Annotated in this window: 8 protein-coding genes; 2 read left to right on the top strand and 6 right to left on the bottom strand. The window is 61.5% G+C overall.

Annotated elements, in window-relative coordinates:
- Position 1 precedes the first annotated feature (1 nt).
- The 6 genes from B2J69_RS00650 to B2J69_RS00675 are packed head-to-tail and all read right to left on the bottom strand — an operon-like array spanning position 2 to position 11,004.
- A complete protein-coding gene (locus tag B2J69_RS00650) occupies positions 2–2,197 on the bottom strand; it encodes a glycoside hydrolase family 2 protein (RefSeq protein ID WP_081134831.1) in 2,196 nt (731 codons plus the stop codon).
- Positions 2,197–4,884 carry a response regulator gene (locus B2J69_RS00655; protein ID WP_081134834.1) on the bottom strand — a complete coding sequence of 896 codons (2,688 nt, stop codon included), beginning with the start codon at positions 4,882–4,884 and terminating at the stop codon, positions 2,197–2,199. Before B2J69_RS00655 ends, B2J69_RS00650 begins: the two co-directional genes overlap by 1 nt.
- A gap of 9 nt (positions 4,885–4,893) precedes the next feature.
- Positions 4,894–6,297, bottom strand: coding sequence for a DUF3131 domain-containing protein (locus B2J69_RS00660; RefSeq protein WP_081134837.1), 1,404 nt, complete (start codon positions 6,295–6,297; stop codon positions 4,894–4,896).
- A complete protein-coding gene (locus B2J69_RS00665) occupies positions 6,282–7,832 on the bottom strand; it encodes a DUF3131 domain-containing protein (protein ID WP_081134839.1) in 1,551 nt (516 codons plus the stop codon). The genes B2J69_RS00660 and B2J69_RS00665 overlap by 16 nt, the downstream gene beginning before the upstream one ends.
- A complete protein-coding gene (locus tag B2J69_RS00670; RefSeq protein ID WP_081134842.1) occupies positions 7,829–9,187 on the bottom strand; it encodes a DUF3131 domain-containing protein in 1,359 nt (452 codons plus the stop codon). Before B2J69_RS00670 ends, B2J69_RS00665 begins: the two co-directional genes overlap by 4 nt.
- Complete coding sequence (locus B2J69_RS00675) at positions 9,184–11,004, bottom strand: glycosyltransferase family 2 protein (RefSeq protein WP_081134845.1); 1,821 nt, start codon at positions 11,002–11,004, stop codon at positions 9,184–9,186. Before B2J69_RS00675 ends, B2J69_RS00670 begins: the two co-directional genes overlap by 4 nt.
- A 323-nt stretch (positions 11,005–11,327) precedes the next feature.
- Here B2J69_RS00675 and opgC point away from each other — a divergent pair, with 323 nt between their 5' ends.
- Positions 11,328–12,542, top strand: a complete 1,215-nt coding sequence (gene opgC, locus B2J69_RS00680; protein ID WP_081134848.1) for an OpgC domain-containing protein — start codon at positions 11,328–11,330, stop codon at positions 12,540–12,542.
- 14 nt (positions 12,543–12,556) lie between these two features.
- Positions 12,557–13,474, top strand: coding sequence for a hypothetical protein (locus tag B2J69_RS00685; RefSeq protein ID WP_236722669.1), 918 nt, complete (start codon positions 12,557–12,559; stop codon positions 13,472–13,474).
- Positions 13,475–13,478: the final 4 nt, after the last annotated feature.

Genomic DNA, 13,478 nt, shown 5'->3' on the forward strand with positions numbered 1-13,478 from the left:
TTCAGGGCGCCACATCAAACTCCATCTGGTTGCGCGCCAGCACCCGTTGCGCTTTAGTGATTGTCACCGACACGCGCAGCGCGCCTTGACGTGACGGTGTCACCGGCAGCTCAACCACTTTTTTCCCGCTGTCCGCCGCGATATCCAGCGCCTGCTCGCCCTGCGCCAGCACCCGATCGCCCTGTGCAATGCGCCAGCGCAGCTGACTGCCGGGATGCGCCACCGGCAGGTCGTTGATCGCCCACAGGTTGATCTGTCCCGGCTGCCCCACCTTCCAGTCGAGGCTTTTCGGCTCAATCGAGGGCAGCAGCGGCTGATAGGCGCGCTTCAGCGCCGTATAGCCCGGTTTAGGATGACGCAAATAGTCCACCACGCCCCAGTTCACCGAAGGCCAGATCTCAACGAACATAAACTGAAAAAGCGCAGTAACCGGCTGGAAGCGCTGGCGTCGATAGCTCTCTGCGGCGATGGCCACCAGCCGCGCCTGATAGCGCTGGGTATTGGCGATAAAGGTGTTGATATTCTCCCCGCGTGAAATTTTGGCGTTCTGGAAGGTCTGGATCGGCTGAAAGTTATGGTACTTCCAGCGCGTCCATTTGGGATCGCCCGGCTGCGTGGTGGCGGGCCAGAGTTCACTCTGCGGAATAAAGGTGCGCAGCGTGGCGAGCCGCGGCAGCGCCTGCGCGCCGAACTCGGTGATGGTGGCGGTTTTCGCTGGTTCCAGCAGGTTGGCCAGCGTGCCGAAATACCAGCCTGCCCAGTAGTGCTCTTCCACGGCGGAGAAAGGATGCACGATACGGCTGGTGTCTTTGGCCAGCGTATCCGCCACCCGCTGCATCAGGTTGCGGTTGAGATCTTTGTTCCAGTCGGGAAAACGCTTGCCCATCCACGGCGAGTTGAACGGCGGTTCGTTTTGTCCGCCCCAGACCACCACGGCGGGCGAGTTGCCGAACTGTTCAACCATCTCCTGCGTCTGGCGCACGGCGTTGTCGGCGAAGGCGGGGGTGTCGTTGTAGCCCCACTGCAGCGGCACATCCTGCCAGATCAGCAGTCCGCGCTCGTCAGCCGCCTGATAGAGGGCGCGGTTTGCCACGTGACCATGCACGCGGATGGCGTTGGCGTTCATCGCCTCGACCAGGTCGAAATCGCGCCCGTAGCGCGCCTTGTTCATGGTGCTGAGCCAGGGCGAGCCGATGTAGTTGGTGCCGCGAATAAACAGGCGCTGGCCGTTGAGCAGCCACCCTTTGTTTTGCGGCTGCTCCACCACCTGCCGCAGGCCGGTGCGGCTGCTGCGCTGATCGAGGGTGCCGCGATCGTCGCGCAGCCTGACCTGCACCTGATAGAGGTTCGGCTTGCCGTAGCCCTTTGGCCACCAGAGCTGCGCGTTCGGCATCGGCAGCGTCACCACGATGCGCTGCGTCTCGCCGCCGGTGGGCTGTAGCGTCACCGCCTGCGACAGGCGATAGTTCTTGCCGCTGAAATTGTCGGGGCGCGCGGTGAGATCGAGCGTCGCCGCTTTCGCCGCCGGCGCGCGATAGACAAACTCCACGCGCAGGCGCGGCTGCGTCAGCCCCTGCGACCAGTCGGGCCGGAGAATAACGTTATCGATCGCCACGTCGCGGCTTAGCCGCAGCCTGACCGGCGACCAGATGCCGCCAGAGTTGGCGTCCTGGCCCTGCGGCGACCAGGCGCCGCCCGGACGGGAGTCGTGCTGGTTAAGAATGCCCTTCATCAGATTTTTACGCAGCGGCCAGTTCTTTTGCGGATCTTCAAACGGGCTGTCAACACGCACCGCCAGCCGGTTGTAGCGCGTCAGCGCAGAGGTGATATCGACCGCGAAGCGCTGGAAATAGCCCTCGTGTCGCGCCAGCTTCTGGCCGTTGAGCCAGACGTCGGCGAAGTAATCCACGCCGTCGAACTCCAGCGTCGCCAGCCGTCCGGCGTCACGGCGCTGCGGCAGAGAGAACTCGGTGCGATACCAGAGTGCGCCCTGATGATCCCAGCCGGCGCTGTACCAGTTAGCCGGCACGCGCAGCGAACGCCATGCGCGATCGCTGCCGCGCCAGCCGACAAAATCGGGGTCGTTGGCGTCATGGGCGCGCCACTCGCCCGCCAGCGACCAGCTTTCCGGCGGGGCGAGCGGTGCGGCGAACAGCGGCGCGCAAAACAGCAGGCTTAGCGACAAGGCATAACGCATCAGGGTTTCTCCTGCAGTTGGCGCAAATTAAGGTAGAGCGCTTGCGACTGCTGTTCCAGTTGGGCGATCAGGGCGGCGCTGTCCAGCTGCGCTTCCTCGCGCGCTGCGTCTTCCAGCGACTGTAAAAAGCGAGTGAAGGCGTCGAAGCCAAAGGTTGAGGCTTCGCCGCGCAGCTTGTGCGCCAGCCGGGGAATGCGCGCCGCATCCTGCTCGGCGAGGGCGCTTTTCAGCTGCGCCAGCGTCTCCGGCAGCCCGGCGGCGAAGAGCGCCAGCAGCTCGCTCAGCAGCGCGTCATCCAGCCCGAGGCGCGACGCCAGCGACTGACGATCCGGCAGCGTATCGGGCGCGGGCTGCGCAGGCGGCAGCAGGGTGATGACGCGCAGGATCTCGTCGTTGAGCGACTCCAGGCTCACCGGCTTCGACAGATAGCCGTCGAAGCCGTGCTGCAAACAGAACTCCTTATCGCCTTTCATGGCGTGCGCGGTCATGGCGATAATGCGCTGGTGCGGGCGTTCGGGTCGGTTCGCTTCGCGTTCGCGGATCAGGCGCGTCGCCTGCTCGCCATCCAGCTCCGGCATTTGCAGATCCATCAGGATCAGATCCCATTTCTCCTTGTCCAGCTGCTCCAGCGCCTCCAGTCCGTTGCCGACGATGGCGAACTGGTGGCCGAGACGGGTGAGGAAATGCGCCGCCAGCTTCTGATTCACCAGGTTGTCCTCCGCCAGCAAAATGCGCAGCGGACCCTCCGCGCTGGCGGTGAGTTCCGGCAGGCGCGGCGCGGGCACCGCAGCTGGCTGCATCGCCAGCGCCTGCATAATCACGTCGTACAGCTCGCGCTGATCGACCGGCTTGCCGAGGAAGTAGTTCACGCCGATGCGCGCCAGCTGATCGGCGTCCATAAAGCGGCTCATCGAGCTGAGCATCACAATCTGGCTGCTGGCCAGCGCGGGTGTCGATTTAATCTCCTGCGCCAGCGTCATGCCATCTTTATCCGGCATCTGCGCATCCAGCAGGATCAGCGCAAAGTCGGGATGCGCCTGCAGCATCGCCAGCGCCTCGTCGGCGCTGGCCGCCAGGCTCGGCAGCAGGCCCATATTGCGCAGCATATCGCTCATGATATGACGGTTGGTGGCGTTGTCGTCCACCACCAGCACCGGCACGCTGCTGAAGCGCGGTGAGGTTTTCAGCGCCTCGCTGACGGGCTGATGCGGCGCGGGCAGGCTAAAGGAGAAGACGCTGCCTTTGCCGGGTTCGCTCTCTACCCGCAGTTCGCCGCCAAGGATCTCCACCAGCCGCGCGGAGATGGTCAGGCCGAGCCCGGTGCCGCCATATTTGCGCGTCGTTGAGGTGTCCGCCTGGCTAAAGGATTCAAAGATAAGCTGCTGCTTGTCAGGGGGAATGCCGATGCCGGTGTCGCGCACCTGAAAGCGCAGCCGGTGGGTCTGAGCATCGCGAAGCACCGACAGCTCCACTTCGCCCGACGGGGTGAATTTCAGCGCGTTGCTGGCCAGGTTGGTCAGCACCTGGCGCAGCCGCACGCTGTCTGCCGTCAGGGTATCGGGCACGTCGGGCGCCACATTAACCAGCAGCTCGACATTCTTCTCCGACGCGGCGGGCATTAGCGGCCGCATCAGCCCATGCAGGAACGACCGCAGCTGGAACTCCTCTTCGTCCAGCTCGATTTTGCCCGCCTCGATTTTCGAGTAGTCGAGAATGTCGTTGATTACCCGCAACAGCGTGTGCGCCGAGTGATAGACCAGCGTCATATATTCCCGCTGCTCCGGGGTAAGCTGCGTATCGAGACAGAGCTGCGTCATGCCGAGAATGCCGTTCATCGGCGTGCGGATTTCGTGGCTCATATTGGCGAGGAAGATGCTCTTCGCCTCATTGGCGGCGCGCGCCGCGGCCAGCGCCTGCAGCGAAAGCTGCTCCGCCTCTTTGCGCTTGGTGATGTCCTGCAGCGTGCCGATAACGCGCGCGGTGTCGCCCGTGACGGTGACGCTCGCCACCTGACCCGACAAGAGCATCCAGCGGTAGTTGCCGTTACGGTGTAACAGGCGAATTTCGCTTTCAAAAACCGGTAGCTGGCGATTGCTGGCGCTGGAGAAGAGCTGCTGTAACGGCTCGCGATCGTCGGGATGCAGCAGCGTGTCGAGAAAGCTGGCGCTGTAATGCCAGGTCTCGCGCGGATAGCCGAGCATATTGAGCAGCGCGTCGTTGACCTGTAATAGATCTTTCTGCTGCTGCCAGTCCCAGATGCCAATCTGGGTCGACTCCGCCGCCAGCACAAAATCGGCGTGCAGCTGATTGCGCGACTCGCTGATCAGCTCGAAGCCCGACATATCGATATGCAGGCTAACGATGCCGCCCTCTGGCGTGCGGTTGTGCTGCACAAACACCTGCCGGTTGCCGATGCGGCGCATTTCGCTGTGGTTATCCAGCCGGCAGCGGCTGACCAGATTATCGATCATCGCCCGGCGGCTCTGCTGGTTCTCCGTCATATAGGCCGATGCGATAAACTCCTCTGCCAGCTGCGACAGCGTCATGCCGAGGCAGATACGCTGCTCGATGCCGGGGTAGAAGCGCACCACCTGCCGGTTAAAGGCGATTAAACGCTCCTGACTGTCATACATCAGCACCGCTGCGCGCAGCGAGTCGAGCGCTTTAGGAAGCTGGCTTTCAGGCATCACGCCTCCTTAATTCAGGTTGCCGCTCTGGGCAGGGTTGTTAAGCGGGAAACAGCGCTGCGGCGCGGTAAAGGGATCCGCCAGCTGGCGACGGAAGTAGCTGCTGTCGCTTAGCTCGCTGTCGCGCAGCAGCGCGCCCATATTCGCCTTGAACAGCAGCGCCTCCAGCACCGTGGCGTTGGTGGTAAGGGTGATGGCGCGGTTGTAGTCGCCGGTCGCCTCGACGCGCCCCTCAAACCAGCCGCGCTGCGGATCGTTCTGCCGCTGCGTCATCGCCATCAGCGCGTCGGTAAAGGGGGTTTGCCACAGCGCCCAGAGGCCGAACACCGCGCGGGTTGACACCTGCGCCAGGCGCGGCACCCACTTGCCGTCGTCCGCCAGGGTGTTCCAGGCGTAGCCGTTGGCGAAAATGGTGTCGTTGACGTGCCAGGGCGGCGCGGAAATGTTGAAATCGCTGCGCGCGGTCAGGATATTTTTCTGCTGCCAGCGCATCTCCTGCACGCGATAGACGTTGCTGGCGCGCTGGCGCTGCAGCGCGACGATGTCGCGATCGGCGCCAGGCAGCGTCCAGGCGTACTCCATGCCGCTCAGCACATAGGGCATGGTGGTGATGGCAGCGGGAGTCCAGGTGGTGCGCGGATCGCGCGCATCAATATCCAGCGCCAGCCCGTCGATAATCACATGCTGGGCGGGCGGACGCAGCGACTGATCGTTGGCAAATCCCCAGAGGCCAAAGCCCGCCGCGCTGTATTCGCTGTCGCCGAGACGTCCCTCCGCCTGCGGCGTCAGCTTCTGCTGGCGCATCTGGCCGGCGTAGAGCTGCCCTTTGCTATCCACCACGCGGCAAAAATCCCAGCGCAGCACCACGCGCTCCAGATATTCGCTGTATTCGGGATGAAACGCCGCCACGATGCGCAGCGCCATCATCAGCCGCGCCATATCTTTCGCCGACCAGCCGATCACCTGCGGCGTGTTGGCGTAGCCCACCATCGCCACGCTGGTGGCGCTGTAGAGCAGGTTAGGCACGTTGGCCGAGGTGAGCGGCAGGCGGTTAAGGGTGCCGAGCAGCAGCGTCAGGCGGCGATCGAAGGCCTCGTCGTCGATCAGATCGAGCTGGCGCGCCGCCGTCAGCGCGATCAGCGTGTCGCCCATCTGCCACAGGCTCACCACCGGCCGCTTGTCGCTGCCGTTGACCAGCCCGGTTTGCGGCTGGGCGTTGTTCTCGAAATAGCGCCAGGCAATAGCCGCCCAGCGGCGCTCCTGATCGCTGAGCGCCCCCAGCCGCGCGGTGGTGTGCCAGCCGCCGTTCACCAGCCAGCGCCAGCCTGCGGCCTGGTTCCAGGCCAGCAGCGCGAAAACCAGCCCCGCCGCCAGCAGCAGTGTGATAAGCGCGCGAATTACTGTTTTAGGCATGTGGTCGCCACCGGCGGTAACTTCACAGGCGCCTGGCTGTCGCAGCGCGCGCACTTACAGGCCTGGCACGACGGCGCGCTGCGCACGGCGGTGCCGCTCTGCTCGCACCAGTTTTTAATGCCGGGCGTCACGTTGAGGAACGGGCGGTTGCGCGGCGTATTGTTGGGATCGAAGATATCGACCACGCGTTTTTCCCACATTGAGGGCGCGTAGCTCGCCTTGCGCGGATCGTTGCTGTTGAAGCGCAGCAGCTTGCCCTCTTTTTTAAACAGCAGCGCCTCCATCATGATGCCGTTGTTGTTGGCGGTGAACTCTTTGATCGGCCCGTCGCCGTTTTCGTACAACCCTTCGTAGTAGCCTTTATTCGCTTCGTCGGCGTTTTCGATAGTGTCGAACAAACGGTCGGTGTAGGGCGAATCCCACAGCACCCACATGCCGAGCGCCGCCTTGAGCGACACCGCCGCCACGTTAGGCACATACTGGCCTTTATCGGTAATGGTGTTCCAGTTAAAACCGTCGCTAAACACCGTGTCGTATACGAAGTAGGGAGACTTATCGAGCTGATGCTCGGAGCGCGCCGTCAGCACGCCGGTGATCATGTAGCGATTTTCCTGTGCCTGATAGACGCGGTCGGCGAAGTTTTTCATCCACGGATGGCTGAAGCTGTTGGCATGATTGTCACGATCGTCGGCGTTGTCCCAGCCCATTTCCAGACCGTGCAGCAGATAAGACTCTGTTACCACGTAGTTGTGCTGGTTGGTCAGGCGTGGATCGCGCGAGTCGTAAGGCACCAGCACGCAGTAGATATCGGCCAGCGCGTAAGGCTCAGGTCGGCTCGCCTGACAGGTGGTAAAGCCCCACAGCTGATAGCCGGCGGCGGCGTACTCCTCATAGCCAAGACGGCCTTCCTGCACGTACTGCGGCTGCTTTTTGCCGTCAAGATAGGCGCCGTAGAGCGTGCCGCAGTCATCCACCACGTGGGTAAAATCCCAGCCGAGCACCACGTTATCGATGTTGTTGCTGTGCTCCGGGTAGCGCTCTTTGATGATCTTCAGCCAGAGCAGCATGCGGCCGATATCGATAGCGGAGAAGCCGATCTCGCCCGGTTTGTTGAGGTAGTCCACCTTCTGACCGGTAATGGTGTTGTAGGCCTTGTTCGGCACCTGGTTTTGAAACAGCACCAGTTTGTTCAGGGTCGCCATAAACTGCAGCAGCCGCCGGTCGAACTCCGCTTTATCGATAATCCCTAACTCACGCGCCGCGGTGAGCGCCGCCAGATAGGAGGCGCTGTCCCACATGGTGGTGGAGGGATATTTGTTGACCGCGTTGACCAGCCCGGTGGTCGGCTGCGTGTTGGCGACGAAGTAGGCCCAGGCGTTTTTCGCCACCGCCATTTCACGGTCGCTTAGCTCGCCGTGACGCACTTTATAATCTGACGCGGGCAGGCTGACCGCCGCCTGAACCGCGGGCGCCAGAAGCACCAGCGCAGCCAGCAGGGCGGCGAGGCCAGACCGGCGAAGCCATAAAAATCTCATTTCGATGTTACTCCTTGTTGCTGCGGCTGCGTAGCGGGTTGAGGGGCGGCGAGACAGCCCAGGCAGAGAAGCTGGCCGTGGGCGATATAGGAGAGGCTCTCCAGCACCATCGCATTGGTGTCCGCGTCGATAGCGGCGTTGATCGATCCGTCGGCGTTATAGCCCGCCTTCCAGCCTTTGCCAGGTTCGAGCATCGGCAGCATCTCTTTGCGCAGCGTCTCGCTCCAGCGGTTGCGGAACAGCGCATACCAGGCGAAGGCGGAGCGGGTCGAGGTGAGGGCGCGGCTGGCGAGCGACTCGCTCGGGTCGTCGTTAAGGTTTTCAACCGGCAGCGGCTGGCTGGCCGGCAGCGTGCCGACAAAATCGGGCGCCTGTTCGGCATAGTCGCTGTTGATCGCCTCCTCATCCGACGGCGTGCCGGTGCGGTTCTGCACGATCTGCATAATGCGCCAGGTGATTTCACCGCTGCGCGCGTCGAAGCCCTGCTCCAGTCCGGTCAGCAGATAGGGCATGCTGATCAGCGAGGGCTGTTTGCCCCAGGGCGTGCGCAGCCCCTCGTCGGGCACCGCGTGACCGTCGATCTCTACCAGCTTCAGGCCGTCCGGCGGCTGGCTTACCGCCAGCCCGGCGGCGGCGTTGATCAGGCGCAGCACGCTGCCCGCATAGAGGCGATAGCCGTAGCTGCCGCGCGGATCGTCGGTGCGGATCACCCAGCGGTTGACCGGCAGGCTGGCGCCCTGCGGTCCACTGCTCTGCAGCAGGCCGGCGAGCTGCCAGCGCGAGAGCAGCTGGTTAACCGCCGCCGCATGCTGCGGGTAGCGCCACAACAGGATCTGCAGCGGCATCAGCAGGCGGCCCATATCGATCGCCGAGCCGGCGTTCTGATCCGCCGACGGCAGCACCTCCAGCGAATCCGCCTGATAAAAGGCGGCGGGCAGGCCGTCCGGCTTCAGCGGCAGTGCGCTCAGCGTGTCGAGCGCCGAGGCGACGCGATCGTCAAACTCCGCATTAGGAATAATCGCCAGCTGCTGCGCCGCAATCGTCGCCAGCAGATAGCTGCCGGTGCTCCACAGGCTGAGCCAGGGCTTATCCGCTTCACCATTCACCAGCCCGTTGGCCTGGGTGTTGTTGACAAAATATTGCCAGGCGATGCGCGCCCAGACCGCCTCGTCAAAGGTGAGATCGCGCTGCTGCGGCAGCGGCGGAAAGGTTTTGCTCAGCACGATGCCGTCGGTGGTTTCGACGCGCGTCGGCATCTGTCGCTCGACCCACAGCACAATGGCGAAACCGATCAGAAACCCGATCAGAATGGTCAGGTAGCTGCGCGCGCTGTAAATACCCGATTTGAGGCTCATTCTGCTTCCGCCTCCTGTGCGGCCGGCGGCGTCCACATCGCCGCCATAATCATGGGCATCATGGCGGCGATATTGACCGTGCCCCAGAAAATATTGATGACGTAGCCGGAGGGGTCGTCAACGTTGCCGCGCGCCACCTGAATGCCGCCCCAGATCAGGCCGAGCAGCGTCAGCGCCACGATAGCCAGCTGCGGCTTCACCAGATAGAGAAAACGGCCCGACTGGCGCTCTTTCGGCGTCACATGGAACTTAATCTTCTCGCCGCGCAACACCGTGCTCAGGGCGCGCAAGTTCACGGAGAAAAAGGCGAGGTAGGAAGAGCGTCCGTCCCAGGCGGAAATTCCCCAGGTGCCGAACATAAACGCCAGCTCCGACACGATGAAAAAGGGCAAAAAGTGCAGGTAGAAGGGCGTCGAGTAGGCGGAGACGGGCGGAATGCCGGTAAAGAGGTAGATCAGCGGCGAAATCAGGAAAATGGTGTTCCAGATACAGGCGAGATAGGACCAGAAGGTGGTGCCGTACATCAGCGTCTGGCCGAGGCTGAGCTTAAAGCGGCGGCGGCTAAAGATCTTGTCGTGAAACAGGATATCCAGCGAACCCGCGGCATATTTAAAGCGCTGGATCATCCAGGTCAGCAGGTCCTGCGGCGACAGCATTTTCGACTCGATGCCGGGATGCATCACCGAGCGCCAGCGGCGGCCGCTGTCGCCGTGCAGCACGATAGAGGTGTAGATATCTTCTGAGACGTGGAATTTGTAGGGTGTCAGCTCGGTGTCGGCAATCACGTGCGGGCGCATCGCCTGGCTCAGCGTGGCGCGCATCTCGTCGTCGCGAATATCGCGGGTATGGCGCGAAATCTCCTCTTCCACGCTGAACACGTAGCTGCGCAGCGCCGCCTGCATTACCGCTTCGCGGCGATGCACCGACGCCGCGCCGCAGCAGAAAGCGGCGTTTGCCCAGTTGCGACGGCGCAGGATCACGTCGTAGAACATGCGCGGATCGTTGAAAAAGGGGTCATTGCCGATGGTCAGCCGACCCAGCACGCCTTCCGCCGCGCGGCCGAACAGATAGCCCGGCAGCCCGACGCGGCGGCGCAGCCAGTCCGTCAGCCGTTCCCCTTCCGGCAGATCGTAAAACCACTGCGGCGTCTGCACCCAGGCGACGTCGGGATCGCGAAAATAGCCCAGCGTATGCGCCAGCAGGCCGGGAAAGACGCGCGTATCGGCGTCGCAAATCACCAGAAAATCGCCGTCGGTCTGCTCCATGCCATTACGGATATTGCCCGCCTTGAAGCCGATATTGTTTTCGCGCGTGATGTAATTCACTCCTTCCTGCTCGCACACCGCGCGCATCTCCGGCCGACGGCCATCATCCAGCACGTGGATAGCGAGAACGAGCGGCGTGGGATAGGTCAGCTTGAGCGCATCCTGAATGGAGAGCCGCACCAGCTCGGGATCCTCTGAGTAGGTGGCGATAAACAGGTCCACCTTCGGCGGCCGCGCATCGGTGCGGTCCTGCTCCAGCAGACACTGGTTAATCTCTTCCGGCGGCGGCGGACATGCCGGATCTTTCACCTGCCAGATATTGATGGTGAACAGCAGCGTGCCGACCCAGGCGAGGGTTTCCGCCATCGCCAGCGGAATGGCGTACCAGAGCGCGTCCATATTGAGCGACTCCATCCAGCGCCAGCGTATGTAATTGGCGCCGAGGATCAGCCCAGCGACGGCCAGTACCTGCCAGAGCTTAATGACCCAGCCTGGGGTGTTGAGCGGCGCAGGCGGGCGGCGATGTTCAAAGCGGGAAAAGTAATAATCCATGGCGTCTCGTTTCGATGGCGGAAGCGTCGGGTGGTTATCTTTTCACCTGGTTAAGCAATCAATTCATTAGCTAAGTCGATACGTTTAATTAAGTTATTGTTATGTATATATGAGGCGACGGATTAAGTCCGTTCATCTTCCTGAAGCAGGTTAAACGCCCTGACAATTTATATAGTATTACATTACAGCGATTTACAAGGTAATTAACAATTTTTTCATTTCAGCGTGACTTAAACGGCAACAGCGCTAAACTTCTCCTTACAGAGTAACGATCTATATCATTTAACTAAAAAATATCTTCCTATCACTTACGGTAATGATTTATGGCGGATGTGGCGGTAGAGCCGAAAGCGGTGAGCCTGGAGTGGCGCGCATGGCGTTATGCCGTGCCTGGCAGGCGCGATCTGCGTATTGATATGCTGCGCGGCATCGCGCTGGTGATGATGGTCGTGGCGCATACGGAACTGCTGTCGCTGGTCAATATCTTTACCTGGGAGCGGTTCGGCCTGACCACCGGGGCGGAGGGTTTCGTCATCCTGTCGGGCTTTATGCTGGGCATGCTCAACCGCCAGCGACTGCAGAAAGAGGTGCTGCTGACGGTGGGCTGGACCCTGTGGCGGCGGGCCGGAAAAATCTATCTGGTCAATCTGGTGATTATTTTCATCATGCTGCTGCTGTCGCGCGTCCCCTTTATCAACACCTTTGAAGTCACTCACTTTGTTGACCGTTTCTCCGGCACGGTGTGGGCGCTGTTTCCCACCACGCCGCAGATCAAAGAGACCTGGTTTAATATCATCCTCTACCTGCAAATCGGACCGCATCAGACCCAGATCCTCGGCCTCTATATCTGCCTGCTGCTGGTCAGCCCGCTGTTTCTCGGGCTGTTGCAGGCGCGGCGCGGCGGCTGGCTGGTGCTCGCCTCGCTGGCGGGTTACGTCAGCTATCACCTGTGGCCGACGCGCCTCACCGTGGCGGAGTTCGAGTTCGCTTTCCCGCTGCTCGCCTGGCAGTTTATCTACGTGCTGGGCATGTGCTGCGGCTGGTACAAAGATGAGCTGATGTCACTTGCCCGCACGCCGGGCGGCTATATCGTGATGGGCGTGATGGTGATCTACGCGCTCGGCATGATGTTTGTCGCGCAAAACCACACCAACCCTTTTATGCCTGATTTCCTGCTGCTGCACGTCATTCCGCCCGCGGACTTCAACTGGTTTTACTACCATCTGGCGAGCAAAAATGCCCTTGGTCCCTGCCGCGTGCTGAACGATTTCAGTCTGATGCTGCTGGTCTATCTGGTGCTGACCTTCTGCTGGCGCCCCATTGAACGCGCGTTCGGCTGGTTTCTTATTCCGCTGGGCCAGCACTCGCTCTACACCTTTATTTTGCACGTCTTTGTGGTGATGGCGGTCAGTCAGTTCGTGCACTTCGACCTCTGGCATCAGGCGTGGATACGCAACACGCTGATCCATCTGGCCGCGCTGGGGCTGCTGTGGTGGATGGCGAAAAAAGAGATTGGCGGGCGTTTTATTCCTAACTAGATGAGGATTGCTGCATGGTTCACCCCGGGCTGACGGCCAGAGGCGCAGGATTGCTGATAACCGCTTTCGCCGCAGGCGTGGCGACGCCCGTTTTTGCCGCTCCAGCCGACAATGAAACGGTGACGGCGCAGGGCGAGCCGATTCAGGCTGGCGTCTTTACCAGCCGCTGGGGACGGCTCTTTTCCGGCAATAAAGATAAATTTTCCGGCGCGCTCAGTTTTTCCAGCGGCCTGAAAGAGCAGTGGCTGACGATCCCTAACGGCTCAGAGTCGGCGCAGCAAAAAAAGAAGATTAACCAGCTGCTGAACCTTAGCCTGCAATACTCGCCCTACAGCTTCTGGTTCGCCAACGTCACGCTACGCGCGCCCATTACCGATTTCGACAAATACACCACCGACTTTCGCTACAGCTTCGGCTATGACGACTGGCATCCCAACACCTTTAGTCTGGTCTACAGCAACTATGGCGATAACCATCTGTTTCCCTCTGGCAACTCGCGCTTTACCTATTTCGAGCAGGGCGCCTTTACCTTCGCCTATAAGTTTTCGCTGCCCAAATCGCTGGAGAAGCACCTGCTGATCAACAAAGGCGACGCGCTCACCTGCCAGGTGGGCGTGAGCTGGGTGCCGCGCTACTACTCGCTGGCGGACAACGATCTGCGTTCCAACAAGCAGGTTGGGCTGGGCGGCTGCGGCTACACCTTTAAGCAGCACTTTTTTATTCGTGCCACTGCTTTCTGGTATCCCCATTCGGACCAGCAGCAGCCCTGGAACGGCGACTACAGCTACAGCTTCGGCTACGCCGGCTACACGCCCGGTTCTTTTTCCGTGCAGTACAGCAACTACAGCGGCACGCGCTTTCCCGGCCGAAGCAGCGCCACCGCGAAATTTCGCGAAGGCACCATCTCGCTTATCTGGTTCCTTCCTTTCTGAGGTT

The organism is Pantoea latae, assembly GCF_002077695.1.
GTDB lineage: Bacteria > Pseudomonadota > Gammaproteobacteria > Enterobacterales > Enterobacteriaceae > Pantoea > Pantoea latae.

Excerpts from the sequence above, each read along its gene's own strand:
- B2J69_RS00660 (WP_081134837.1), bottom strand. The coding sequence starts at position 6,297 with ATGCCTAAAACAGTAATTCGCGCGCTTATCACACTGCTGCTGGCGGCG.
- opgC (WP_081134848.1), top strand. The coding sequence starts at position 11,328 with ATGGCGGATGTGGCGGTAGAGCCGAAAGCGGTGAGCCTGGAGTGGCGC.
- B2J69_RS00685 (WP_236722669.1), top strand. The coding sequence starts at position 12,557 with ATGGTTCACCCCGGGCTGACGGCCAGAGGCGCAGGATTGCTGATAACC.
- B2J69_RS00670 (WP_081134842.1), bottom strand. The coding sequence starts at position 9,187 with ATGAGCCTCAAATCGGGTATTTACAGCGCGCGCAGCTACCTGACCATT.
- B2J69_RS00665 (WP_081134839.1), bottom strand. The coding sequence starts at position 7,832 with ATGAGATTTTTATGGCTTCGCCGGTCTGGCCTCGCCGCCCTGCTGGCT.
- B2J69_RS00655 (WP_081134834.1), bottom strand. The coding sequence starts at position 4,884 with ATGCCTGAAAGCCAGCTTCCTAAAGCGCTCGACTCGCTGCGCGCAGCG.
- B2J69_RS00675 (WP_081134845.1), bottom strand. The coding sequence starts at position 11,004 with ATGGATTATTACTTTTCCCGCTTTGAACATCGCCGCCCGCCTGCGCCG.
- B2J69_RS00650 (WP_081134831.1), bottom strand. The coding sequence starts at position 2,197 with ATGCGTTATGCCTTGTCGCTAAGCCTGCTGTTTTGCGCGCCGCTGTTC.